Below are 25,775 nucleotides of genomic sequence, written 5' to 3'. Positions count from 1 at the left end.
GTTAGGCGCGCTCAACGCTCACCCAATAAGAACTGACTTTGCGAATGCGCAGCTCCAGTGTTGTGCTCAGGTTATCGAGAATCGCGTCGCTGTCCGCAAGCTGGAATGCGCCTGAAATTCGCAGGTGGCTCAAGCTTGGGTCGCAACGCAGAACGCCCGGGCGATAGCGGGCCAACTCAGCGATAAATCTTGGCAAGGGCCAGTTACTGACGATCAACATGCCATTGACCCAGGCATCCGCATGGCTTTCCAGCGGTTCTACAGCCTTTGTGTCACTGGCGCTGAAACGCAGCTGTTGGCCAGCTTTTACACGCACGGGCGGTTGGTGGTCTGCCGTACGGACTTCGACTGCGTGTTGCAACACCCGAACTTGAGTGAACTCGCCCTCACGCTGGACTAAAAACCGTGTACCCAGCGCACGGATGCTGCCTTGTTCGGTGTGTACAACAAAGGGCCGGGCCTTCTGATCCGCGGCGGTCTGGACCAGAATCTCACCCTGTAGCAGGCTGATTTCACGCAACTGTTTGCCGTAGTCGATATTCAGGGCGGTGGCGCTGTTGAGTTGCACTGTGCTGCCGTCGTCAAGCCGGATATTGCGTCGTTCGCCAGTGGCGGTGCGTTGGTCTGCGCGCAGGCTGCTGAACGTGGTCGATTGCCAGGCCAAGCCTGCTGTGCCCCCGGTAACCAGCAACAACCCGAGCAGCTTGAGGCTCTCGCGCCGTTTATTACCCGCAACTGACAGCATTGGCCGGGCGAGGGTTGCAGGCAGTGTTGCCAGCTTGCCCTGGAGCTTTTCCAGGCGCGTCCAGGCTTGGCGATGGGCCGCATCGGCAGTCAGCCAGCGCTGGTGTGCGTCAAGCAACGCGGCGTTGTCTGGTGCTTCTTGCAGATCGAGATACCAGTTGGCAGCGGCCTGTAGAGTGGCGGTAGACACTGGGGCGCTCATGCTCAATCCTCAATCAGCAGCATGCATTGCGTCAGGGCGCGAACCAGATGTTTGCGCACTGTGTTGGTTGAAAGGCCCAGGCGTCGGCCAATTTCAACCTGGCTCAGGCCATCAAGTTGCGCCAAGAGGAAAATCTCACGGCCACGTGCCCCCAGGTTGTCGAGCATGCGATCGATTTCCACCAGGGTTTCGAGGATCAGTACTCGGGTTTCTGGCGATATTTCCTGTTGCTCTGGCATGGTTGCCAATGCTTCGAGATAGGATGTTTCCAGCGCCCGGCGGCGAAAACCATCAATCATCAAGCTTCTGGCAATGCTGCTGAGGTAGGCGCGGGGCTCACGCAGCTCTTGAGTCTGGCGGTTGGCTAGTACGCGCACGAAGGTGTCTTGCGCCAAGTCGGCAGCGCTTTCTGCACAAGACAGACGCTTGCGCAGCCACATTTTCAACCAGGCGTGATGCTGGTGATAGAGCGAATGAACCGCTTGCTGGCTGGTCAGCTCGGAGGGAGGAGGCGAGAGCACTGCGGAGCCTAAATGATAATTGATATCATTTATTCTCTATGGAATGTCGTGCACACGCAAGTGCCATTATCTAACCGCTCGACGCATATCCATAAGCACCCCGCTAATCACTCTGTCCTGCACTAAAAACACGAATTTGGCTTCAGCTAATCCGCTGACTGGCCGATATAACTTCCTGCGCAGTCGATGACAAACTACCGCTGGTCTTGACGAGCCACTACATGTGATTTACGGATGATGTCTTTTTGATATTATGCGCGCCGCGATGCACCTTCCATTCAGTGAGTTCCCCATGCTGGTCAGCAGTTACAACGGCATTTTCGTCGTATTTTCTTTGATTGTTGCCATTCTTGCTGCCTACACCGCGCTGAATATGGTCGGTCGAGTCGCTGGTTCAAAGGGACGAGCGGCAATCTTGTGGCTGATCGGTGGTTCGTTCGCCATGGGGTTTGGTGTCTGGTCGATGCATTTTATCGGCATGCTCGCATTCAGTCTGCCCATATCCCTGGGCTATGACGTAACGCTGACACTGCTGTCGCTGATCATTGCGATTTTTTCTTCAGCCTTTGCCATGTGGCTGGTGTGCCAGGAAAATCTACCAGGCGCGCGCTTGTGGTTAGGCGGTCTGTTGATGGGGTTCGGCATCGCCGCCATGCACTACACGGGCATGGAAGCGATGTTGATGACCCCGGGAATTGTCTACATTCCCTGGCTTTTCGTGTTGTCGATTGCGATTGCGGCGGCGGCTTCATGGGCATCCTTGTGGATTGCCTTTCGCTTGCGCCGGGATTCCGAGTTCAACACCTATGCGCGAATCGGCGCGTCGCTGGTCATGGGCTGTGCCATCGTGGGCATGCACTACACCGGCATGGCGGCTGCACAGTTTCCCGTGGGTAGTTTCTGTGGTGCGGCCAACAGTGGCATTGACAGCAAATGGCTGGCGGTATTGGTGATAGTGGTGAGCCTGGCGGTGTTTGCCATTGCCTTGATCGTCTCCATGCTCGATGTGCGCACCAACCTGTTAGCTACCTCGCTGGATCGTGCCAATACCGAGTTGGTGAAGCTGGCTTTGCATGACAACCTGACCAAGCTGCCCAACCGCTTGCTTTTGAACGATCGCCTGGAGCAGGCAATCAATAAGTCCGCCCGCAAAAAACACCAGTTTTCACTGCTGTTCATGGACCTTGATGGTTTCAAGGCCGTCAACGATGCCTACGGTCATTTCACTGGTGATCGGCTGCTGATGAAGGTTGCACAGCGCATTCTCGATACCAAGCGTGCAGAAGATACAGTGGCCCGCCTGGGCGGCGATGAATTCGTGATGTTGGTTGATCAGAGTGAGCCAGAAGACGCTGCAGCCCTGGCACAACGGCTGGTCGAGGTTATTGCCCAGCCTTATAGCATCGACGGCAACAGCCTCAATCTCTCCGTCAGTATTGGCATTGCCTTGTTCCCAGATGATGGCAAAACCGCCCATGAGTTGATGGTCAATGCCGATGCGGCGATGTACCACGCCAAGGAAACCGGGCGTGACGCCTACTGCTTTTTTGAAAGCACCATGAACGTCAATGCCCATGAACAGATGCAGTTGCAGCAAGACTTGCGACTGGCACTTGAGCGTCAGGAGTTTTGCCTGCATTACCAACCCAAGATGCTTGCGCCCAATGGGGTGATGGTCGGGGTTGAAGCCTTGCTGCGTTGGCAGAGTGCGGAGCACGGCCTGATCCAGCCTGATGTTTTCCTGCCCCTTGCCGAGCGCACGGGTTTGATTATTCCTATCGGTAACTGGGTCATCAATGAAGCCTGTCGCCAACTGCGTTTTTGGCATGATGCCGGCTATGGCAACTGGAGCATGGCGGTCAATCTGTCGACTGTGCAGTTGGCGCATGCAAGCCTGGTGGATGTGGTGCGTTCGGCCCTGGAGCGCTACGCCGTCGATGCCAAGTATTTGATTCTGGAGGTGACTGAATCCACTGCCATGCGTGACGCCGAGGCCAGCCTGGATGTGCTCAATCGGCTATCGGCGTTGGGTGTGAGTATCTCCATCGATGATTTCGGCACCGGTTACTCAAGCCTGCTTTATCTCAAGCGCCTGCCAGCCAATGAATTGAAAATTGATCGCGGCTTTATCATGGCGCTGGCGCAGGATAATGATGATGCGGCGATCGTCTCGGCGATCATTGCCCTGGGACAAACCCTGGACATGAAGATTGTTGCCGAGGGCGTGGAAACCAGCGATCAAAAGGACCTGCTTACTCGCCTGGGCTGCAATACGCTGCAGGGCTTTCATTTGGGCAGGCCACAGCCGGCCGACATGTTGCTTGGAAGCCTGGGGCATCAGGTTCTGGCGCCCTGCTAGCTTGAGCGACACAAGCCGGCAGGGGAGCGATTTTCGGCCTTAGACCCGGAAACGCCCGACCAATGTGCTCAAGCCGTGCGATAACTCTGAAAGGTGCTTGCTGGCTTGTGCGCTTTGTTCCGAAGTCTGCGCAGCTTCATTGGAGAGGTCGCGGATATCGCTGATATTGCGCGCAATCTCCTCGGTTACGCTGCTCTGTTCTTCGCAGGCGGTGGCGATCTGTGCAGCCATGTCATTGATGCGCTGTACCGAGTCGCTGGTATCGGTCAGCGCCTGATCCACGCCTGCGGCCTGTTCGACACTCTGCTGGGCCTTGCTGCTGCCGGAGTGCGTGGCCCTGACAGCATTCTGCACGCCAACTTGCAGGCGTTCGATCATTACCTGGATGTCCTTGGTCGAATCTTGTGTGCGCGCAGCCAGTGCTCGTACTTCGTCGGCCACCACGGCAAATCCCCGGCCTTGTTCACCGGCCCGTGCTGCTTCGATTGCGGCGTTGAGCGCGAGCAGGTTGGTCTGTTCGGCAATGCCCCTGATAACGGCGAGCACCGCACCGATATTCCCGGCCTCCTGCTCAAGGGTTTGAATGGTTGTCGAGGCGCTTTCGACTTCCTGGGCCAATTGCCGAATAGACTCAATCACTCCGCCAACCACCTGTGCGCCCTCGCGGGACTGGGCCTCGGCACTGCGCGCGGCATCTGCGGCGCTCTGTGCGTTGCGCGCCACTTCATGGACCGCCGAGCTCATTTCTGTCGCAGCGGTGCTTACTTGATCGACCGCGGCATACTCGCTGCTGATGAGTTGATCATTGGCGACAGACAGCTTGGCCAGGTTCTGCGCGGAGCTTTCGACCTCGCCGGTGACGCGGCCGACTTCCTTGATCAAGGGTTGTAGCTTGTCGAGAAAACGGTTGAACGCATGGCTTAGCTGGCCCAGCTCATCGTTGGAGACAACATCCAGGCGTACGCGCAAATCACCGTCGCCTTCAGCGATTTGGTTGATCCGGTTGAGCAGGTTATGCAGCGGGCCGGTCACCAGAATCGGGAAGCCAATCACCAGTACCAGGCAGACACAGAGGCCAAGGGCTATGATCAGGCCCTGCTGCCAGCCCAGTGTTTCACCTAATTGAATCGCAGCCTGCCCCTCGGCATTGGCGGCTTGGTCATCCATTTCGCCCAGTTTGTCGATGGCCGCACGCATGGCTTCGAACTGCTCTTCGCTGGCACCGAAACTCAGGTTGCTGGCGGCCTCTGGGTCGCTGGCAACCAGTTGTACCACTTGCTGCGAGGTCGCCTTCCAGCGTTCGAAACCTGCATCAAATTGTGCAACCAGCTTCATGGCCTCGGCGCCCGGTTGCATGGCGGCGAACTTATGCACACGGTCATATGCCTGCTGTATGTTTTCCGCATGGGAGGCGGTCAGGGCTTGGGCGTGGTCGCCAACGGCTTCATCGAGCAAACTGCGTTCCGCGACGAAGGCCTGGTAAAGGTCGCGGTCTGCATTGAGCAATAGACTGATGCCGGGCAAATAGCGCTTGGTTAGCGTGGTGCTCGATTCCGCGACCTGGGCAATGCCGCGCATCCCCAGAACCCCCATGGTGACCAGCAGCGCGGCCAATAACACAATGGGCAATGCAATTTTCCAACGAAACCCCAAATCGGCGAAAGCACGAAGCATGTTGGTTCTCCCGAGTGTTTACTCTGTGCCTTGAGTCTATACCACGCACGAGAAACCGAGCTGTCGGAACCTGCTTTTCTCACTCCGGGGCAATGCACCAGTGAAACCGGACGGTGCTTGATAAGGCTGCAGGGAAATAGGTTGCATTTGCAGGCCAAAGCGGGGGGCGGTCTGGCTGGAAAAGTAAAGGTGTTTACCTGCGTTTATTCGTATTGCGCCTGACTCGAGTTGGGATATGATTCGCGCCCCCAAATCCCCGCTAATCCTTCAGGTCATCATGCCCGGCAACGCTCTCTATACCGACTTGTCGGGTTATTACGATCTGATGTGCGCTGATATTGACTACCAGACGCAAAGCCAGTGCATCCAGCGCTTGCAGCAGTTGTTTGGCAATGCCGGCAAGCATCATCTTGACCTGGCTTGCGGCACCGGGCCCCATGTTCGCCACTTTATCGACGCGGGCTACCAAAGCAGCGGGTTGGACATCAATCAGCCGATGCTCGACAGGGCCATGTTGCGCTGCCCGGAAGCGCGGTTTTCCATGCAGGATATGTGTAGCTTCAAGGTGGCTGAGCCCTTGGATCTGATTACCTGTTTTTTGTATTCGATCCACTACAGCGCTGGCATTGACCGGCTCAAGGCTTGTATCGCCAGTGTTCACGGCGCACTCAAGCGCGGTGGACTGTTCTGCTTCAATGCTGTCGACAAGAACCTGATCGACAACCATTCATTTGTGTCGCACAGCGCGCGCCATGAAAACAGCCTGTTCAATTTCAGCTCCGCCTGGCATTACCACGGCACAGGCTCGCAGCAATCGCTGAAGCTGAGCATTCAGAGAACCATGGCGGGTGAAACCCAGGTTTGGCACGACGAACACCCCATGGTGGCCGTGGGGTTTGCCGAGTTGCAGGCGCTGTTGCAGCCTTACTTCGAGGTGCATGTGCTCGAACATGACTACAGCATGATCAATCCGTGGGACAGGCAGTCGGGAAATGCGCTGTTTGCCTGCGTGAAAATTTGATCTCGGAATCTCTGAAACGTCGTGATGTTGTGCTACAGCCAGCATGCTGCTGGCTGAAGCCGGGTGGTTCCTGTATCAGAGCAGGGGTAGGGTGTAGCTGAGGATCAAGCGGTTCTCGTCAATATCGTTGGTGAAGTTGGAGCGCACCATCGCATTACGCCAGCGCACGGAAAAGTTCTTCATCGGGCCTTGTTGGAATACATATTTCAGCTCGATGTCGCGTTCCCATTCCTTGCCATCACCGGCTGCTGCGCCCAGGTCGACGTTGTCACCGTTCAGGTAGCGGGTCATGAACTTCAAGCCGGGGATCCCGACGCCCTTGAAGTCATAGTCGTAGCGTGCCTGCCAGGAGGACTCATCCTTGTTGGCGAAGTCACTGATCTGCACATAGTTGACCAGGAACGGGTCTGTACCACCGATATAAGCTGCGCCAGTATCGCCACTCATCTTCTGGTAACCAAGGCCGAAGCTGTGGCTATTCAGGCTGTAGGTGAACATCGCGCCCATGCTCTTGTTGTCGACATTGCTGCGACCATCATCGGTGGAGCGCGCATAACGCAGGTCTGCCTTGAGGCTCTGACCTTCACCCAGCGGCAGGATTTGCACCAGGTTGAAGGAGTTCTGCTTGTACAGGTCTTCCAGGTTGGAATAGTAGTAGGAAGCGGTCAGGTCTTCGGTAAGCCGGTAGCTACCGCCGAGAAACTGGAAGGAGTCGCTGGCATTGTCGCCGCGCACATTGATGCCACGCTTGCCACCGGAAATCATTTTTATGTCTTCGAAGTCGCTCGAGTCACGGTTGTTGACCTGGCTCAGGTAGCCGCCATCGATTAACAGCCTTTCGATTTCCGTGGAGATCAATTGGCCGCCTCTGAACACCTGCGGCAACAGGCGCCCATCGCTTGAGCTGACTGCCATGTTCTTGAACTGCATACTGCCCGCCCGCACAGCGGTATTCGAGTATTTGGCCTTGGCCGCTACTGCCAGGTCAGATGAATTATCTTGCGATCCGCCCGAGCGATCAGGCACCAGCAAGTTGGTCCCGGCCGTTCCGCCGCCGCTGTCGAGCTTGAAACCAAACATGCCGATGGCATCTACACCAACACCTACAGGGCCTTCGGTATAGCCGGAGTCCACACGCAGGATAAAACCCTGTGCCCATTCCTCGCGCTTGCTCTGGCTAGCCCCTTCCTGGCGGAAGTCACGGTTGAAATAGTAGTTGCGCGCTTCCAGGGTGGCAGTGGTGTCCTTGATCAGCTCGGCGTGGGCGGCTGTGCATAGGGACAGGCCAAAAACACCGGATGTGATGGCAATGTTGAGGCTGTATTTGTTCATCTTATTGCTCTTCATTTTCAGGGTTGGTAAATCTCGCGGTCGTTCTTGTTGTTGTCTGACGGCGTGGCGGGAAGAAACGCGGGCAGCTCGATAGGCGTCGTATTCACAACGGCGATGCATGGCTTAAGCGGTGAGTCTTGGCAAGGGCTCGGGGGACTGATGACATGCGAGCTGGGCAGGGTTGCTTGGCAGTGGCCAGCGAGCCGCTGGTGCTGGATATGCCCTGTTGCGCCACTTGCAGGCAGGTAACGAGCGTGTCCATGGTCGGCCTCCTTGCCAGGTTTTTATAAGCGTCCGAAAAACTTAGCCCTGGACTCTAACGCAGCGTTCCAAGGCCCGATATTCACTATTCTCGAACACCCTGTTAGGCGCTGATGAACTGCAGGCTATATTCGCCTGAGTTGTGTGGCGGGGGCTGAGGCGAAGGGCCTCCTAGCGTTCATCTATGAACCTGGCAGAGGCCATGCGGGTGCTGCGGGGGGCAGCAGGATTTCGGTAACGCCCCGTGATTACCAACTTGATATTGCCTTCCTGGAAGGGCTTGGTACTTCGTCTGGCATTCAGCCTAATGGGTTCTGGCCAAGTGTTATCAGCGACTTGAACCCGGTGGATCTACCTTGTTTCCTCAAGAGTGCTGATCGGCAGTCTGTCAGTTGTACTCCAGGGTAATAATCGCGGCTTGAATAGGTGCGCCTGAGGGGGGCGTATAACTCATTCCCTGTAGGGGCGAAATGCTTGCAGAGGCAAGGTGGGCGCTTGAGTCTCGGGCTTTCAAGGATGCATTGACGGGTGACTTGCACTCCGTCACCCGGACGTTCAGTGCTCGTGTCCCTGCACGCTGGTCGACACTGACTTGGCATGCGGGCTCGAGCACTCGTCCATAAATGCTGATGGCATTTGTGGCGGTTTCTGCAAAGGTGGCGGGGGAGAAAATAGCCAAGAGAGCCAAGGTTGCGAACCGATATTTATTGTTGTTCATGGTAATACCTTTCTTTCGCTTGAACGTAATTGTCCTAATTGGTTTATCGGCAGCTGCAGAAAGGGCTTTAGGTTTTTTGCACAAGTAGAGGTCGTGCTGGGGCATGCGTTGTCCTTCAATTGCTGAAGTCCAAAGCGTGGGACCTGTTGGACAGGCAAAGAAAAGCCCCGCATCAAGCGAGGCTTTTTGGGTGCATCTTGTGGAAAGCAGGATGCTTGTGGCTATGAGTTCCTGAGCAAGCTCAATCCCAGCTCAGGGCACCGCCTGTTTGATACTCGATCACGCGGGTCTCGAAGAAGTTTTTCTCTTTCTTCAGGTCCATGATCTCGCTCATCCATGGGAATGGGTTGGTGGTGCCTGGGTACTCTTCTTTCAGGCCGATCTGGGTCAGGCGGCGGTTGGCGATGAACTTGAGGTAGTCCTCCATCATTGCCGCGTTCATGCCCAGTACGCCGCGTGGCATGGTGTCACGTGCGTATTCGATCTCAAGCTGGGTGCCCTGCAGAATCATCTGCGTGGCTTCTTCTTTCATCGATGCATCCCACAGGTGTGGGTTTTCGATTTTGATCTGGTTGATCACGTCGATACCGAAGTTCAGGTGCATCGACTCATCGCGCAGGATGTACTGGAACTGTTCGGCAACGCCGGTCATCTTGTTGCGACGGCCCATGGACAGGATCTGGGTAAAGCCGCAATAGAAGAAGATGCCTTCCAGTACGCAGTAGTAGGCGATCAGGTTGCGCAACAGTTCCTTGTCGGTCTCAACAGTACCGGTTTCGAACTTCGGATCGGAGATCGAGCGGGTGTACTTCAGGCCCCAGGAGGCTTTCTTCGCGACCGAAGGAATCTCGTGGTACATGTTGAAGATTTCACCTTCATCCATGGCCAGTGACTCGATGCAGTACTGGTAGGCGTGAGTGTGGATTGCCTCTTCGAAGGCCTGGCGCAGGATGTACTGGCGGCATTCCGGGTTGGTGATCAAGCGATACACGGCCAGCACCAGGTTGTTGGCAACCAGGGAGTCGGCGGTGGAGAAGAAGCCGAGGTTGCGCATGACAATGCGGCGCTCGTCGTCGGTCAGGCCGTCGGTGCTTTTCCACAGGGCGATGTCGGCGTTCATGTTGACTTCTTGCGGCATCCAGTGGTTGGCGCAACCGTCCAGATACTTCTGCCAGGCCCAGTCGTACTTGAAGGGTACGAGTTGGTTCAGGTCGGCGCGGCAGTTGATCATGCGCTTTTCGTCAACCGCAACACGGGCCGAGGTGCCTTCCAGCTCGGCCAGGCCTTCGGCGATGTCGAGTTCGTCCAGTGCTGCTTTGGCACGGGCGATTGCAGCACTGTCGTCAGCCGATACTGCGCGGGCTTCTTCAGCCGCTGCACCGCCAACCTGGTCGAGCTTGTCGATGTTCATGTCCGCCATGGCGGTCGCGTTGTTAGCGGTAGCGACTGCAGTTTCTGCGTCGTCTTCCTTTTCGAATTCGTCCCAGCTCAACATAGTCGGTTGGCTCCTTTCAGGTGGGTGGACATCCGAGTTTGCTGCGCGCCGTTCATACTGCTTTAAACGGGGTAATCGCCTGCTTATGTACAGCTGTACACAGCGCGGGCTCAACCCTGTTTGCCTTGCCTGAACGTCGCTGGCAATACTCTAAATCTGTAGTTAGAGCCCAAAGGTTCTAACGCTGTATTTCTTGCTAGTTGATAACCAAGCCTAGCAATCTTGCTGTGTTATTGCGCCGGGTCTGTTGATCTGAATCATCCGAACAAACTTCGGTTCGTCATCACTCTACTTGCAGCAACCCGAGGGTGAGACTGAGAGAGTAGCCGCTAGGCGCCGACTGATCCTGAACCCCTGAGCGTACGTATGTACGTGATGGGGGCAGGGCCAGTCGGCAACAACGCGGATGCCTCTCAGCATCGCGCGTCACTTTCTACTTACTGGCAGGCTTCGCAATCAGGCTCATCAATGGCACAAGCCTTAGGCACTGGCGCAGGTCCGGCCGCCATTTCGACTTGCGGTGCAGCCTTGCCTGGCGCTGCGCTCAAACCGTCGTTGCCGCCGCTTGAGACCGCATTGAGCTTGCCGGTGTTGACTGTCGACTTCTCGGTGCTGGTCGCGGCCAGGGCACGGAGGTAGTAAGTGGTTTTCAGGCCACGGTACCAGGCCATGCGATAGGTCACGTCGAGCTTCTTGCCCGATGCACCAGCGATGTACAGGTTCAGTGACTGTGCCTGGTCGATCCACTTCTGGCGACGGCTGGCCGCGTCGACGATCCACTTGGTTTCAACTTCAAACGCGGTGGCATAGAGCTCTTTGAGCTCTTGCGGGATGCGTTCGATCTGCTGCACGGAACCGTCGTAGTACTTCAGGTCGTTGATCATGACCGAGTCCCACAGGCCGCGTGCTTTAAGGTCGCGAACCAGGTATGGGTTGATCACGGTGAACTCGCCGGAGAGGTTCGATTTCACGTACAGGTTTTGATAGGTCGGTTCGATCGACTGCGAGACGCCCGTGATGTTGGCGATGGTCGCGGTCGGTGCGATGGCCATGATGTTGGAGTTGCGAATCCCTTTCTGTACACGGGCGCGAACCGGTGCCCAGTCGAGGGTTTCATTAAGGTCTACATCAATGTACTTCTGGCCACGCTGCTCGATAAGGATCTGTTGCGAGTCGAGTGGCAGGATGCCTTTGGACCACAACGAACCGTCGAAAGTCTCGTAGCTGCCGCGCTCGTCAGCGAGGTCGCACGAGGCTTGAATCGCGTAGTAGCTGACTGCTTCCATCGACTTGTCGGCGAACTCGACTGCCGCGTCCGAACCGTAAGGAATGTGCTGCAGGTACAGCGCATCCTGGAAGCCCATGATGCCCAGGCCAACTGGACGGTGCTTGAAGTTGGAGTTGCGCGCCTGCGGCACCGAGTAGTAGTTGATGTCGATAACGTTATCGAGCATGCGTACCGCGGTGTTGACGGTTTTCTGCAACTTGGCGGTGTCGAGCTTGCCGTCGACGATGTGGTTCGGCAGGTTGATCGAGCCCAGGTTGCAAACCGCGATCTCGTCCTTGTTGGTGTTCAAGGTGATCTCGGTGCACAGGTTCGAGCTGTGGACCACGCCAACATGCTGCTGCGGGCTGCGCAGGTTGCATGGATCCTTGAACGTCAGCCATGGGTGGCCGGTTTCGAACAGCATGGACAGCATTTTACGCCACAGGTCTTTGGCCTGAATGGTCTTGTGCAGCTTGATCTTGCCGTACTCGATCAGCGCTTCGTAGTATTCGTAGCGCTCTTCAAAGGCCTTGCCGGTCAGGTCGTGCAGGTCCGGCACTTCGCTTGGCGAGAACAGGGTCCACTTGCCGTCATCGAAGACGCGCTTCATGAACAGGTCGGGAATCCAGTTGGCGGTGTTCATGTCGTGCGTGCGGCGACGGTCATCACCGGTGTTCTTGCGCAGTTCGATGAATTCTTCGATATCCATGTGCCAGGTTTCAAGGTAGGCGCACACTGCACCTTTACGCTTGCCACCCTGGTTTACGGCAACGGCGGTGTCGTTGACCACCTTGAGGAAGGGCACAACACCTTGGGATTTACCGTTGGTGCCTTTGATGTAGGCGCCCAGCGAGCGAACCGGTGTCCAGTCATTGCCCAGGCCACCGGCGAATTTCGACAGCATGGCGTTGTCGTGGATCGCATGGTAGATGCCAGACAGGTCGTCCGGCACTGTGGTCAGGTAGCAGGACGACAGCTGCGGGCGCAGGGTTCCGGCGTTGAACAGGGTTGGGGTCGAGCTCATGTAGTCGAACGACGACAGCAGGTTGTAGAACTCGATGGCACGGTCTTCTTTTTGCTGCTCTTCCATCGCCAGGCCCATGGCCACGCGCATGAAGAACACCTGTGGCAGTTCGAAGCGAATACCGTCCTTGTGGATGAAGTAACGGTCGTACAGGGTCTGCAGGCCAAGGTAGGTGAACTGACCGTCGCGCTCGTGGTTGATGGCCTTGCCGAGCTTCTCCAGGTCGAAGTCTTGCAGCTTCGGATCGAGCAGGTCGAACTCGATGCCCTTGGCGATGTAGGCAGGCAGTGCCTTGGCGTACAGATCAGCCATTTCGTGATGGGTGGCGCTGGTGGCGACCTCGAGGAAGCTCAGACCTTCTGCACGAATGTTGTCCATCAGCAGGCGAGCGGTAACGTAGGTGTAGTTCGGCTCGCGCTCTACCAGGGTCCGCGCGGTCATCACCAGCGCGGTATTGACGTCACTCTGGGCAACGCCGTCATACAGGTTCTTCAGGGTTTCTTTCTGGATCAGCTCGCCATCGACCTCGGCCAGGCCTTCGCAGGCCTCGGTGATGATGGTGTTCAGGCGACCCATGTCCAGCGGTGCAACGCTGCCGTCAGGATGAGTGACGCGGATGCTTGGGTGCGGCTCGGCAATGCCGTTGCTGACTTCGCGCTTGCGCTCTTGCGAACGCGATTCGCGGTAGATCACGTAGTCGCGCGCGACTTTCTGTTCGCCGGCACGCATGAGGGCCAGTTCTACCTGGTCCTGGATTTCTTCGATATGAATGGTGCCGCCCGAAGGCATGCGACGCTTGAACGTGGTGGTGACTTGTTCAGTCAGGCGCGCAACTGTCTCATGGATACGTGACGAGGCGGCAGCGGTGCCACCCTCAACTGCAAGAAACGCCTTGGTGATGGCAACGGTGATCTTGTCATCGGTATAGGGCACAACAGTGCCGTTCCGCTTGATCACACGCAGCTGGCCTGGCGCGGTTGCCGCCAGGTCCTGGGTGGCGTCGGAAGCCTGCGGCGCTTTGGCCTGCTGGTTCTCGCGATTGGTGTCGGTATGCATGGATGTCTCCGTGTTCTGTATTTATGTAGACCGGCATTTACAGTGGTTTACTGCAAGTCACCTGTCGTTCATTCCATTTCAACAACGCCATGCGCAGAGCAGGATCACTACGCGCATGGGGCTTGCAAAAACAGGGCAGGGAAGGCGTGGCTGATAAACGCCTTCCTGGCTCTTTTAAGTCTTGTGCCAACTTGTGGTTGGCGATACTAGATGTAGTAGTTGGCCTGGTTCGACTCTGCAGCTCGGTCACGCTGAGTACGCTCTGCTGGCGTTATTCACACTGTGACCGCTGTGTACCGCCTTGAAACAGGTTGAACAGCAAATAAGGTGCACTTTTTCAGTTCAGGACTGGATCTTTTAGGTGCAAATATGCTTGGTTGTTTATTGTGCGAAAACCCAATATGTAGGTGTTTGGCTCGCGTGAGATACAAGATAGTGCGGTGTGGGAGGGATGGCAAGTGAACATGTTGTGCCAGCTTGTGCCAGCCTGTGGATAAAGCTGTGGGTTAACATTGGGTAGTTTTCGCAAAGCCCCGTTATTACTGGGATTTGTCTCCCTGCACCGTTCGTCGTAGTAAAAAATGTTTTTTTGAGTCTCTGAAAGCAAGTTTTTAGTCAATCACATAAACACAATATGTAGGGTTTTTATTACAGGAGTTGGAGCGGTTTGTGCAGGGGCGGCGCACTCTACGCGAGGTGGCATTCGCTGTGAACCCTGTCACATGGATGCGGGAGTGGGCTATGCCGATTTAACCGTCTGGCATGCGGCGCCGGGAATGTACACTATGCACCCAGCCAGTGGCCGGTGTTGGTTGCTACAATCTGCACGCCAGTTGTCTGGGCTCAAGGCTGTTGTAGGTGTCTATAAGGAGAGAATTGTGGAGCAAAAACCGCCGCGGGTGTTGATTGTCGAGGATGATCAGCGCTTGGCAGAGTTAACCCGCGATTATCTGTTGGCCAACGGAATGCAGGCCGAAATTGAGTCGGACGGCGCGCAAGCGGCTGGGCGAATAGTTCGTGAACAACCCGATCTGGTGATTCTCGATGTGATGCTGCCGGGCGAGAGTGGCTTGCAGGTTTGCAGCAAGGTGCGCGCGGATTACCCTGGCCCGATTCTGATGCTGACTGCTCGCACCGATGATACCGATCATGTGCTCGGTCTTGAGACCGGCGCCGATGATTACGTCTGCAAGCCGGTGCGGCCTCGTTTGTTGCTGGCGCGAATCCAGGCATTGCTCAGGCGCTTTGAGCCTCGGGCCAGCACTCCTGTTGCAGGGGAGCGTCGACTGCAGTTCGGGCCGCTGGTGGTGGATAACGCACTGCGTGAAGCCTGGCTGGCCGACCAGCATATTGAGTTGACCGGGGCCGAGTTCGACCTGCTCTGGCTACTGACCTCCAATGCCGGGCGGATTCTGTCGCGAGAAGAAATCTTCACCGCCTTGCGAGGCATCGAGTATGACGGCCAGGATCGCTCGATCGATGTGCGCATCTCGCGTATCCGGCCCAAGATTGGTGATGATCCGGAGCACCCTCGTTTGATCAAGACAGTGCGCAGCAAGGGTTATCTGTTTGTGCCCGAGGCGGCTGCCTTTTACCGATGAACTCAATTTTCCTGCGCATCTATGTCGGCATGCTGGCCGTGCTGGTGCTGGTCGGGCTGCTCGGCGTCGGCACCCTGCACCTGGTCAACGAAGTGCGCAGCGACCAGTATCGCGAGGATTTGGCGCGCGGCACTTTTAACCTGATGGCCGATAACCTGCAGCCAATGATTGATGTCGAGCGCCGCCGCGCCATTGCAACCTGGTCGCGGTTGTTGGGTATCCCGCTGCAAATCGTCTCGGTGGCCGACTCGGGCCTCGACAGTACCTCGCGTAGCCGACTGCTACGTGGCCAGGTGGTGGTCAAGCTCATTGGCCCACACGCCGTGCAGGTTTCCACCTTGATCAGTGAATCGCAGCAGCTCTTGCTGGTTGGCGAGGTGCGCCAAATCAGCGAGCAATTGGCACGCGCAACCATCTTTCTGCTGATTGATGAACTGGTGCGCTTCCCGGTGGATGAGCAGCCCCAGCGCCTGGCCGATATCAAGCAGAGCAAGCAGTTTGGCTTCGATCTGCGGCTGATCCGCATCGAGGATGCCAATCTTGATGTTGATCAGCGGCGGCGCATTGATGAAAGCGACACGGTAATGGCCCTGGGCAAAGGCGGCGACACCATTCATGTGTACTCCGGGATTGTCGATACGCCCTGGGTGCTGGAGATTGGCCCGCTATACCAGATGAATCCGTACCCACCGCAGTTGCTGGTATTGATCGCCATGCTTGGGCTGAGCTTGATTGGCGTTACCGTGTACTTTCTGGTGCGGCCTTTGGAGCGCCGTCTTCGAGGGCTTGAGGGGGCGGCCAGCTTGATCGCCAGCGGTAAGCTGGATGCGCGGGTTGCGGCGCACGGCGCCGACTCGGTCGGGCGCCTGGCATCTGCATTCAACGATATGGCCGAGCACTTGCAGCGCTCGCTGGGGATTCAGCGCGAAATGGTGCGCGCCGTGTCGCACGAGCTACGCACACCGTTGGCGCGTTTGCGATTTGGCCTGGAAATGGTCGAGGACGCCAGCAATGAGCAGGATCGCCAACGTTATCTGGAGGGCATGGACAGCGACATCCATGACCTCGATAAGCTGGTGGATGAAATGCTCACCTACGCCCGGTTGGAGCAGGGGGCGCCTGCGATCAACTTCCAGCCTGTCAATCTACAGCTGTTAATCGAGCAGGTGGCCGATGAACTGGCGCCGCTGCGTGCCGAGGTGCAGATTGAGTGTGGGCCTTCATCTGCTGCTGTTGATGCGGGCGCCGCATTGGTCGAGGCGGAACCTCGCTACTTGCACCGCGCGCTGCAAAACCTGGTGAGCAATGCTTTGCGTCACGCCGAGACGCGGGTGCGCATCAGCTATCAAATTGATGACGAGCGCTGTTGCCTGAGCGTCGAGGATGACGGGCCCGGCGTACCGGAAGACGAATGGGAGCGGATCTTCACTCCGTTCCTGCGCCTGGATGACAGCCGTACGCGCTCATCTGGCGGGCATGGCCTGGGCCTGTCGATTGTGCGGCGAATCATCTATTGGCACGCCGGGCGTTCGCAACTGGGCCATAGCGAAGCGCTGGGGGGCGCGCATTTCAGTCTGGTCTGGCCGCGTCGCCAGGCCTAGGCTGCACAAGCTTCGCGTTGTGGCACGCTACAGGGCAGGGTTGCAGCCTTAAAATGGGGCTGGGCACTCAAAGCGCATGCGCTCGCGAGTCTGCGGGTGAGTGAGGGTGAGCATATTGGCGTGCAGGCACAGGCGTGGGTAGGCGGCGAGTGCTTGTTCATGGGCATAGAGACCATCGCCCAGTAGCGGGTGGCCAATCGATAGCATGTGGACGCGTAGTTGGTGCGAGCGGCCAGTGATGGGGGTGAGTTCTACCCGGCAATAATCTGCGCAGCGTTCGGTCACCTGCCAGTAAGTCAGGGCGTGCTTGCCGTGTTCATGATCGACCACGTGGCGCGGTTTGGTTGGCGGGTCGTAGCGCAGTGGTAGGTCAATGCTGCCGCTGTCGCGTTCAGGTTGGCCCCAGCACAGCGCGCTGTAGGCTTTCTCGGTTTCGCGGTCATGGAATTGACGTGACAGTTCACGATGGCTATCTGCGTCGCGCGCCAGCACTATTATCCCTGATGTTTCCCAGTCGAGACGGTGGACGATGCGGGCTTCGGGGTAGCCGTTTTCCTGCAGGCGAGTGACCAGGCAATCCTTGTTGTCTTCGGCGCGGCCGGGCACCGAGAGCAGCAGGGTTGGTTTGTTGATCACCAGCAGTGCGGCGTCCTGGTGGAGAATTTCAATCTGACTGAGGGGCATGGGACTTCTAGTGTGGGCTTGAGCAAAGGCTAATCTTACCAGCCTGGCGTAGCGGTGCATTCATCGGTGGAAAACAAAATGGCGGCCCTAAAGCCGCCATTTTGTCGGGGTGTTGCCTGTGGCCGAGGTTATCAGCGCTCGGGCAGGGTGATGTTCAGCTCCAGAATCGAGCAGCTACCCTGATTTTCCAGTGCGACCTGAACCTGGTCTGAATCGATGTTGACGTACTTGCGAATCACATCGACCAGTTCTTGTTGCAGGGCCGGAAGGTAATCCGGCTGGCTGCGCTGGCCACGCTCGTGGGCGACGATGATTTGCAGGCGCTCTTTCGCGATAGAAGCAGTTGTTCCCTTTTTGCGCTCACGAAAGAAGTCAAAAATATTCATTCACGACCTCCAAATAAACGTTGCAAGAATCCCTTCTTCTGAACATCAAGGAAGCGATGCTCAACGGTTTTGCCGAGCAGGCGGTCAACTGCATCGCTGTATGCCTGGCCTGCGTCGCTTTGGTCGTCCAGGATTACCGGCACGCCCTGGTTGGAGGCCTTGAGGACTGCTTGTGACTCAGGAATCACGCCAATCAGGCGGATTGCCAGGATTTCTTCGACGTCTTCAACGCCAAGCATTTCGCCCTTGACCACGCGCTCGGGGTTGTAGCGAGTCAGCAGCAGGTGTTCCTTGATTGGCTCGTCGCCATTCTCGGCACGACGCGACTTGCTCGAAAGCAGGCCGAGCATGCGGTCGGAGTCACGGACCGAAGAGACTTCCGGGTTGGTCACGACAATCGCTTCGTCAGCGAAGTACATGGCCAGGTGGGCGCCTTTTTCGATACCGGCAGGCGAGTCACAGACCACGTATTCGAAGTTTTCGGACAATTCCTTGATGACTTTTTCGACGCCTTCGAGTGTGAGTGCGTCCTTGTCACGGGTTTGGCTGGCGGCCAGCACGTAAAGGTTTTCCAGGCGCTTGTCTTTGATCAGTGCCTGGGTCAGCGTCGCTTCGCCGTTTACGACGTTTACGAAGTCGTACACCACGCGGCGTTCGCAGCCCATGATCAGGTCAAGGTTGCGCAGGCCAACGTCGAAGTCGACGATGACGGTTTTGTGCCCGCGCAGAGCGAGACCGGTACCGATGGCGGCGCTAGTGGTCGTTTTGCCTACGCCACCCTTGCCGGAAGTAACTACGAGGATCTTGGCCAAGGTGATTCACCCCAAAATGTGAAATAAAAGCGGGAATCGTTCAGCCGTTCGAGGCGTCCAGATGCCCTTATATGTGTCCCGGAAATTGGCGGCAGTATCCGTTAAAGCCGAGTGATGTTCAACTCGTCACCAGACAAGCTGACATGAACCCCCTTACCCCACAACGGATCGCGCCGAAGATCTTCGGACACCTTGTAATGGCCGGCAATCGAGAGCAGCTCTGCGCCCAGTTGCTGGCAGAATATACGCGCTTTGAGATTGCCCTTGATTCCGGCAAGGGCGCGCCCGCGCATAGGTGCGTAAACATGGATGTTGCCATCGGCCAGAAGTTCCGCTCCGGCGCTGACCGGTGCCAGGACCAGTAGATCCGAGCCTTGAGCGTAGACTTGTTGGCCGCCACGTACAGGGCTGGTCACCACTTTAGTCGGTTTATGTTCGGGCTCGGCGGGTTTTTGTGGTTTTTCAGGTTTTTTCTCGACGGGCGCGGGTGCCGGGTCGAGTGGTCGTTCGCGAGCACCGGAGGGCGGCAGTACGGGCAGGTCCAGGGCATTGGCGGCTGCGATATGTTCTTCGCTGCTGGCGCGCACGGCCAGGGTACGCAGGCCATGCTTGCGGCATACGGCGATCAACTCGCTGAGATCGAGCTTGGCTTCGGCGGCGGGCAGTTTGTCCACCGCTAGCACCAGCGGGGTGTTGCTGAAGAAATTAGGTGCCTGGGCGACTTTTGCGGCCAGTTGCTGATCAAGCAGCGCGCTGTCGTTGCGCGACAACTCCATCACGGTGATGGCCAGCATGCTGCCCTTTAGTTGGAAAACTGGAACTTGGTCGAGAAGGTCAGCTTGACTCATGGTGTGCCTGGAACGCCTTTTGGTTGAACTGCAGCGCGAGTAGTGTGGGGTTTATAGCGAGAACCTTGTCGAGCCGCAAGCGGCCAGCCGATTTACCTGGCAAAACCTGGGCATGGACAGGCAGCCGCGATGGGGTTTGAAGTTGCGGGACCATTCTCGCACATCGGCATAGACAACAGGCCCGAGGAAAAGTCCTGATAGAATGCCCAGCTATTGTGTTTTGGATTGGAATTGTTCATGGATCGTCCCGTGTTTCGCCGCGAGTTTCTGCATCCGAGGTTTTGGCCGCTTTGGCTGGGGCTTGGCCTGCTATGGCTGATCGTACAGTTGCCGTACAAGGCCTTGCTTTGGCTGGGGCGTATGCTCGGCGCGGTAATGCAGGTCTTTGCCAGGGAACGCTGCGAAATCATCACGCGTAACCTGCAGTTGTGCTACCCGCAGATGGGCAATGCCGAACGCGAGCGTTTGATTCGTGAAAATTTCGCCTCCACCGGCATTGCCTTTTTTGAAATGGCCATGAGTTGGTGGTGGTCGCGGTCGCGCCTGGCGAAGCTGGCCAAGGTCGAGGGCATTGAGCACTTGCAGCAAGCCCAGGCTGAAGGTCAGGGCGTGATCTTGATGGCGCTGCATTTCACGACCCTGGAGATCGGGGCTGCGCTCTTGGGCCAGCAGCATACGATTGACGGCATGTACCGCGAGCACGACAACCCGTTGTTCGACTATATACAGCGGCGCGGGCGTGAGCGGCATAACCTTGATGCCACTGCGATCGAGCGTGAGGATGTGCGCGCCATGCTCAAGGTGCTGCGTGCCGGTCGCGCCATCTGGTACGCGCCTGATCAGGATTACGGGCGCAAGCAGAGTATTTTCGTACCCTTGTTTGGGGTTCAGGCCGCAACCGTTACTGCGACAACCAAATTCGCTCGCCTGGGACGTGCTCGGGTGTTGCCCTTCACTCAGGAGCGCCTGGCCGACGGCAGCGGTTACCGCCTGGTGATTCACCCGCCGCTGAGTGATTTCCCGGGTGAAAGTGAAGAAGCAGATTGCTTGCGCATCAACCAATGGGTCGAGCAAGCTGTCAGTGCCTGCCCCGAGCAGTACCTGTGGGCGCATCGACGCTTCAAGACGCGCCCGCCGGGCGAGGCAAAACTCTATAAAAAGCGCAAGCGCAAGTAGGGCATGGCGAATCGACTCTTTACTGGCAGGACTATTTAAGGTGTGCGGATGAGTATCACGCCTAGCGCAAATGACGCCGTTACCGGGTTGATTCTCTCGGGTGGCGGGGCCCGGGCGGCCTATCAGGTTGGCGTATTGGCGGCTATCGCCGATTTGCTGCCAGACCCGCAAAACAATCCATTTCCAGTCATAGTCGGCACTTCTGCAGGGGCTATCAATGCCGTGAGCCTGGCGTGCGGGGCGATGCATTTTGCCCAGGCTGTTCAGCGACTCAGCAGTGTTTGGCAAGGTTTCAGCACGGCTTCGGTGTATCGCAGTGACTGGTCTGGAGTGCTGGCGCAGGCGAGCCGGTTCATTGGCAATAGCATGCTGGGCCTTGGCGGGCAGGTTCCCGTGGCGCTGCTTAATAGCTCGCCGCTAAAAGAGTTGCTGGCCCGTGAGCTGGATTTCAGCGGGATATCCGCAGCGGTGCGTAGCCGCAAGCTTAATGCGGTGGCGGTTACAGCCTTTGGCTACGACTCGGGGCAGGCTGTGACCTTTTATCAGGGTCGTTCAACCATCGATTCCTGGTTCAGGCATCGGCGCATTGGGATTCCAACTCGCCTGGGCCTGGATCACTTGCTGGCCAGTTCGGCAATTCCGCTGCTGTTTGCACCGGTCAAGATCAATAACGAATACTTTGGCGACGGTGCGGTGCGTCAGTCTGCGCCCATCAGCCCGGCCTTGCACCTGGGAGCCAACCGGGTGCTCGTGGTGGGGGTGAGCGATCACTTTCAGCAAGAGCGCGCCATCCATATGCCAAGGCACAGCGGTGCCGCGAAGCCGCCAACGCTGGCGCAGATCAGTGGGCATCTGCTCAACAGCACCTTTATTGATCGTCTTGAGGCGGATATCGAGCTGTTGGAAAGAATCAACCACTTGAGTCGCATGATCACCCCGGAGCAACAGAATTCAAGCAATCTCAAGCCGGTGGAGGTGTTGGTGATAGCGCCAAGTCAGCCACTGGATGAGATAGCCGCGCGCCATCGCCGGGAAATGCCGGCCTCGGTGCGCCTGTTCTTGCGTGGTCCGGGCGCCACGCGTGACAGCGGCGCTGGTGTGCTCAGTTATTTATTGTTCGAGCCCGGTTATTGCCGCGAGTTGATCGAATTGGGCTACCAGGATGCGATGGCGCAGAAGGCCAGGCTCTGCACCTTTTTGTCGTTGGGCACTGCCTCTGACCCAATAGCGCTACCGGTGACGCAGATACCGGTTTAACAGCGCAGGGCCATTTTGCGAAAAAATCGCTACGCCATGCCCATGCACTGTGAACGGCAGTTTAAACTGCGCCATACCGATGCTTTGTGTCGCATTTCCATAAGCGCCGGTTTTCCAAGGGGTGGCGCTATAAGAAGTTGTCGCATGACGGCAATGCCATCCGCATCGCAATCCCTACAATCCTTTTCATCACCTGCTACTAAAAGCAGGCGTTTCCTTGTCAGGAGAGTTCAGATGTCTGTTCAGCACGACCCGGTACAGCGCGCCGATTTCGATCAGGTTATGGTTCCAAACTATGCGCCCGCAGCGTTTATTCCTGTGCGCGGCAAAGGGTCGCGAGTCTGGGATCAGAGCGGTCGCGAGCTGATCGACTTCTCTGGCGGCATCGCGGTCAACGTGCTTGGCCATGCGCACCCAGCGTTGGTCAAGGTGTTGACTGAGCAGGCCAATACGCTGTGGCACGTGTCCAATGTGTTCACCAACGAGCCAGCGCTGCGCCTGGCCAAGAAGCTGATCGATGCAACCTTTGCCGAGCGCGTGTTCTTCTGCAACTCCGGCGCCGAGGCGAACGAGGCTGCCTTCAAGCTGGCCCGTCGCGTTGCCTTCGATAAGTTTGGCGAAGACAAGTGCGAAATCATTGCCGCGGTAAACAGTTTCCACGGTCGCACCCTGTTCACTGTCAGCGTTGGCGGCCAGCCCAAGTACTCCGATGGCTTTGGCCCAAAGATCAAGGGCATCAGCCATGTTCCCTACAATGATCTTGATGCGCTCAAGGCTGCTGTTTCCGACAAGACCTGCGCGATCGTGCTTGAGCCAATCCAGGGCGAGGGCGGCGTGGTACCTGCCGACCTGGCATACCTGCAAGGTGCTCGCGAACTGTGCGACCAGCACAATGCGCTGCTGGTTTTCGATGAAGTGCAAAGCGGCATGGGGCGCAGCGGTTCGCTGTTTACCTACCAGCATTACGGCGTGACGCCGGACATATTGTCCAGCGCCAAGAGCCTGGGCGGCGGCTTCCCGATCGGGGCTATGCTGACCACCAATGAACTGGCCAAACATTTGGCTGTGGGCACCCACGGTACGACTTACGGTGGCAATCCGCTGGCCTGTGCGGTGGCTGAGGCGGTGGTCGACATCATCAACACGCCTGAAGTATTGGCGGGTGTGCAAGCCAAGCATGAGCGATTCAAGACCAGGCTTGAGCAGATCGGCCAGCAATATGGTGTGTTCAGCGAAGTTCGTGGCTTGGGCCTGTTGCTCGGTTGCGCCCTTAGCGACGCCTGGAAGGGCAAAGCCAAAACCATCCTTGAGGCGGCCGCCGCTGAAAACCTCATGGTTCTGCAAGCGGGCCCGGATGTGGTGCGCTTCGCGCCAAGCCTGGTGGTTGAGGATGCTGATATTGACGAAGGCCTGGCACGTTTTGAGCGTGCAGTCGCCAAACTGACCCAAGCCTGATTGGCGCTCACCCGCAATTCGTTTAGACGCTATGCGGGTGAGTTGTCCTGTTGTTTGCTCCAGGCGCGTGCCTCGGCCGCATGGATCGCCTGAAGTTCGCTCATGGATGAATCATCTTGTGTGCTGCTGCCATTGGTTGCAGTTTTCTCCAGGCCACTCTGCGCGAGTGTTCTGGGGCTTTTCTTGATAGGAGTGACACCATGCTGGTGATGCGCCCCGCGCAAATGGCTGACCTTGCGGAAGTACAGCGTCTGGCCGCGGACAGCCCGGTTGGTGTGACTTCACTGCCGGACGACGTTGGCCGCCTTAGCGATAAAATCGAGGCGTCCGAAGCCTCGTTCGCGGCTGAAGTCAGCTTTAACGGCGAAGAAAGCTATTTCTTTGTGCTCGAAGACACCGAGACAGGTCGCCTGGTCGGCTGCTCGGGGATCATGGCTTCGACCGGTTATTCAGAACCCTTCTACAGCTTTCGCAACGAAACCTTCGTGCATAACTCGCGCGAGCTGAAGATTCACAACAAGACCCACGTGCTTTCGTTGTGCCACGACCTGACCGGCAATAGCCTGCTGACCAGCTTTTATGTCGAGCGGCCGTTGGTCAGTACCGTGTTTGCCGAGCTTAACTCCCGCGCCCGCCTGTTGTTTGTCGCCACCCATCCAGAGCGGTTTGCCGATGCGGTTGTGGTCGAGATCGTGGGCTACAGCGATGATTCGGGTGACTCGCCGTTCTGGGATGCGGTCGGACGTAACTTCTTCGACATGAACTACGCCGAGGCCGAACGCTTGTGTGGCTTGAAGAGCCGTACTTTTCTCGCCGAGTTGATGCCACATTACCCTATATACGTTCCGCTCCTGCCTGACAGCGCTCAAGAAGCCATGGGGCAGGTGCATCCGCGTGCGCAAATCACCTTCGATATCCTGATGCGCGAAGGCTTCGAGACTGATCACTACATCGATATTTTCGACGGTGGGCCTACCTTGCACGCCCGCACCTCGGGTATTCGTACCATCGCCCAGAGCCGGATGGTGCCTGTGTTGCTGGGTGAGCGCGAGCAAGGTGGCGGACGCATGTATTTGGTCAGTAACGGCCAATTGCAGGATTTCCGCGCCATAGTCGTCGAGCTGGATTGGGTGCCGGGTCGTCCGGTCACTCTTGATTTGCAAACCGCCGATGTCTTGGGTGTCGGTGAAGGCGTCAGCGTCCGTCTGGTCGCGATTTAAGGAGTCAGCATGATCGTTCGTCCCGTACGCAGTGCCGATCTCGCGGCCCTGATCGACCTGGCGCGCAGCACTGGCGCAGGCTTGACTACATTGCCAGCCAACGAGGCGCGCCTGGCGCACCGAGTCGGCTGGGCTGAAAAGACCTTTCGCGGCGAAGCCGAGCGCGGTGATGCCGATTACCTGTTCGTCCTCGAAACCGACGAAGGCGAGGTGGTTGGTATTTCCGCCATTGCCGGCGCGGTTGGTCTGCGTGAGCCTTGGTACAACTACCGTGTCGGGCTGACGGTCAGTGCCTCGCAAGAGTTGAATATCCACCGGCAGATCCCGACGCTGTTTCTGGCCAACGACCTGACCGGCAACTCGGAACTGTGCTCGCTGTTTCTGCGTGCCGACCACCGCACCGGTATCAATGGCCGCATGCTGTCGAAGGCGCGCTTCATGTTTATTGCCGAGTTTCCCGAGTTGTTTGGCGACAAGGTGATGGCCGAGATGCGTGGCATGTCGGATGAGCAGGGGCGTTCGCCGTTCTGGGAGAGCCTGGGAAGACACTTCTTCAAGATGGAGTTCAGCCAGGCGGACTACCTCACCGGCGTGGGCAACAAATCATTTATCGCTGAGCTGATGCCCAAGTTTCCGCTCTATACCTGCTTTCTCTCCGAAGATGCGCGTAACAGCATCGGCCGGGTTCATCCCGATACCGAACCTGCGCTGACCATGCTCAAGGGCGAGGGGTTCAGCTACCAGGGCTATGTTGATATTTTCGATGCAGGCCCTGCTATCGAGGCGGAAACTCAAAAGATCCGCGCCGTGCGTGACAGCCAGACACTGGTATTGGCCATTGGTACGCCGGGCGACGATGCCAGCCCTTTCGTCATGCATAACCGCAAGCGCGAGAATTGCCGGATTACGGCTGCGCCGGCACGCCTGGCGGCCGGCACATTGGTGGTCGATGCCTTGACCGCCAAGCGTTTGCAGCTGTCGGCGGGCGATCAAGTGCGGGCAGTCAGTTTGTCGGCGCGCGGTTGAGCCGGCGCTAACACGAATCAGGGGTCGACGTTTCG

21 protein-coding genes and 1 pseudogene are annotated in these 25,775 nt (G+C 57.4%); 9 read left to right on the top strand and 13 right to left on the bottom strand.

Annotated elements, in window-relative coordinates:
• Position 1: 1 nt before the first annotated feature.
• Positions 2-946 (bottom strand): FecR domain-containing protein, encoded by a 945-nt coding sequence (locus CHB79_RS05970; protein WP_089359242.1) that lies wholly within the window; start codon positions 944-946, stop codon positions 2-4.
• 2 nt (positions 947-948) lie between these two features.
• Entirely contained in the window at positions 949-1,467 is a 519-nt protein-coding gene (locus CHB79_RS05965; protein WP_089359241.1) for a sigma-70 family RNA polymerase sigma factor, read from the bottom strand.
• 292 nt (positions 1,468-1,759) lie between these two features.
• On the opposite strand from CHB79_RS05965, the gene CHB79_RS05960 reads away from it, so the two are divergent.
• Entirely contained in the window at positions 1,760-3,826 is a 2,067-nt protein-coding gene (locus CHB79_RS05960; protein ID WP_089359923.1) for a putative bifunctional diguanylate cyclase/phosphodiesterase, read from the top strand.
• A 39-nt stretch (positions 3,827-3,865) separates the two neighbouring features.
• Here CHB79_RS05960 and CHB79_RS22380 read toward each other — a convergent pair whose 3' ends face one another.
• Complete coding sequence (locus CHB79_RS22380; protein WP_425439593.1) at positions 3,866-4,708, bottom strand: methyl-accepting chemotaxis protein; 843 nt, start codon at positions 4,706-4,708, stop codon at positions 3,866-3,868.
• Positions 4,709-4,723: 15 nt separating this feature from the next.
• Positions 4,724-5,500 (bottom strand): annotated as a pseudogene (locus CHB79_RS22375) (MCP four helix bundle domain-containing protein); the annotation flags it as partial.
• A 277-nt stretch (positions 5,501-5,777) separates the two neighbouring features.
• Between CHB79_RS22375 and CHB79_RS05950 the strand changes: the two are divergent.
• A complete protein-coding gene (locus CHB79_RS05950; protein ID WP_089359239.1) occupies positions 5,778-6,521 on the top strand; it encodes a class I SAM-dependent DNA methyltransferase in 744 nt (247 codons plus the stop codon).
• A 75-nt stretch (positions 6,522-6,596) separates the two neighbouring features.
• Here CHB79_RS05950 and CHB79_RS05945 read toward each other — a convergent pair whose 3' ends face one another.
• The 5 genes from CHB79_RS05945 to CHB79_RS05930 all read right to left on the bottom strand — a co-directional run bounded on the left by CHB79_RS05945 (position 6,597) and on the right by CHB79_RS05930 (position 13,674).
• Positions 6,597-7,853 (bottom strand): OprD family porin, encoded by a 1,257-nt coding sequence (locus CHB79_RS05945; RefSeq protein WP_089359238.1) that lies wholly within the window; start codon positions 7,851-7,853, stop codon positions 6,597-6,599.
• Between the two features lie 103 nt (positions 7,854-7,956).
• Entirely contained in the window at positions 7,957-8,115 is a 159-nt protein-coding gene (locus tag CHB79_RS21995) for a hypothetical protein (protein WP_176443143.1), read from the bottom strand.
• A 387-nt stretch (positions 8,116-8,502) separates the two neighbouring features.
• Positions 8,503-8,937: a type 1 fimbrial protein gene (locus CHB79_RS05940; RefSeq protein ID WP_089359237.1), complete on the bottom strand. Its 435-nt coding sequence runs from the start codon at positions 8,935-8,937 to the stop codon at positions 8,503-8,505.
• Between the two features lie 136 nt (positions 8,938-9,073).
• Complete coding sequence (locus CHB79_RS05935) at positions 9,074-10,327, bottom strand: ribonucleotide-diphosphate reductase subunit beta (protein WP_089359236.1); 1,254 nt, start codon at positions 10,325-10,327, stop codon at positions 9,074-9,076.
• Between the two features lie 437 nt (positions 10,328-10,764).
• Complete coding sequence (locus CHB79_RS05930; RefSeq protein WP_089359235.1) at positions 10,765-13,674, bottom strand: ribonucleoside-diphosphate reductase subunit alpha; 2,910 nt, start codon at positions 13,672-13,674, stop codon at positions 10,765-10,767.
• A gap of 878 nt (positions 13,675-14,552) precedes the next feature.
• Here CHB79_RS05930 and CHB79_RS05925 point away from each other — a divergent pair.
• Complete coding sequence (locus CHB79_RS05925) at positions 14,553-15,275, top strand: winged helix-turn-helix domain-containing protein (protein ID WP_010490362.1); 723 nt, start codon at positions 14,553-14,555, stop codon at positions 15,273-15,275.
• The gene (locus CHB79_RS05920) at positions 15,272-16,876 is read left to right on the top strand and encodes an ATP-binding protein (protein WP_010490364.1); all 1,605 of its coding nucleotides are present in this window, start codon (positions 15,272-15,274) and stop codon (positions 16,874-16,876) included. Before CHB79_RS05925 ends, CHB79_RS05920 begins: the two co-directional genes overlap by 4 nt.
• Positions 16,877-16,924: 48 nt before the next feature.
• Here CHB79_RS05920 and CHB79_RS05915 read toward each other — a convergent pair whose 3' ends face one another.
• The 4 genes from CHB79_RS05915 to minC form a co-directional block, all read right to left on the bottom strand.
• Complete coding sequence (locus CHB79_RS05915) at positions 16,925-17,560, bottom strand: RluA family pseudouridine synthase (RefSeq protein WP_089359234.1); 636 nt, start codon at positions 17,558-17,560, stop codon at positions 16,925-16,927.
• A 131-nt stretch (positions 17,561-17,691) separates the two neighbouring features.
• On the bottom strand, positions 17,692-17,946 hold the full coding sequence (minE, locus tag CHB79_RS05910) for a cell division topological specificity factor MinE (protein WP_010490368.1): 255 nt from the start codon (positions 17,944-17,946) through the stop codon (positions 17,692-17,694).
• Positions 17,943-18,758, bottom strand: a complete 816-nt coding sequence (minD, locus tag CHB79_RS05905) for a septum site-determining protein MinD (RefSeq protein ID WP_010490370.1) — start codon at positions 18,756-18,758, stop codon at positions 17,943-17,945. Before minD ends, minE begins: the two co-directional genes overlap by 4 nt.
• A 101-nt stretch (positions 18,759-18,859) precedes the next feature.
• On the bottom strand, positions 18,860-19,606 hold the full coding sequence (gene minC, locus CHB79_RS05900; protein ID WP_089359233.1) for a septum site-determining protein MinC: 747 nt from the start codon (positions 19,604-19,606) through the stop codon (positions 18,860-18,862).
• A 237-nt stretch (positions 19,607-19,843) separates the two neighbouring features.
• Between minC and CHB79_RS05895 the strand changes: the two genes are divergently transcribed.
• The 5 genes from CHB79_RS05895 to astA all read left to right on the top strand — a co-directional run bounded on the left by CHB79_RS05895 (position 19,844) and on the right by astA (position 25,740).
• Entirely contained in the window at positions 19,844-20,782 is a 939-nt protein-coding gene (locus CHB79_RS05895; protein WP_010490373.1) for a lipid A biosynthesis lauroyl acyltransferase, read from the top strand.
• 48 nt (positions 20,783-20,830) lie between these two features.
• Positions 20,831-22,039 carry a patatin-like phospholipase family protein gene (locus CHB79_RS05890; RefSeq protein WP_089359232.1) on the top strand — a complete coding sequence of 403 codons (1,209 nt, stop codon included), beginning with the start codon at positions 20,831-20,833 and terminating at the stop codon, positions 22,037-22,039.
• 234 nt (positions 22,040-22,273) lie between these two features.
• Entirely contained in the window at positions 22,274-23,494 is a 1,221-nt protein-coding gene (locus CHB79_RS05885; protein ID WP_089359231.1) for an aspartate aminotransferase family protein, read from the top strand.
• A 200-nt stretch (positions 23,495-23,694) separates the two neighbouring features.
• Entirely contained in the window at positions 23,695-24,714 is a 1,020-nt protein-coding gene (aruF, locus tag CHB79_RS05880) for an arginine/ornithine succinyltransferase subunit alpha (protein ID WP_010490379.1), read from the top strand.
• Positions 24,715-24,723: 9 nt separating this feature from the next.
• Positions 24,724-25,740 (top strand): arginine N-succinyltransferase, encoded by a 1,017-nt coding sequence (gene astA, locus CHB79_RS05875; RefSeq protein ID WP_010490381.1) that lies wholly within the window; start codon positions 24,724-24,726, stop codon positions 25,738-25,740.
• Positions 25,741-25,775 lie beyond the last annotated feature (35 nt).

The sequence above is a fragment of the Pseudomonas segetis genome (assembly GCF_900188155.1).
GTDB classification, from domain to species: domain Bacteria; phylum Pseudomonadota; class Gammaproteobacteria; order Pseudomonadales; family Pseudomonadaceae; genus Aquipseudomonas; species Aquipseudomonas segetis.
The sequence above is the reverse complement of the archived record's forward strand: the minus strand, read 5'-3'. Positions and strand labels throughout refer to the sequence as shown.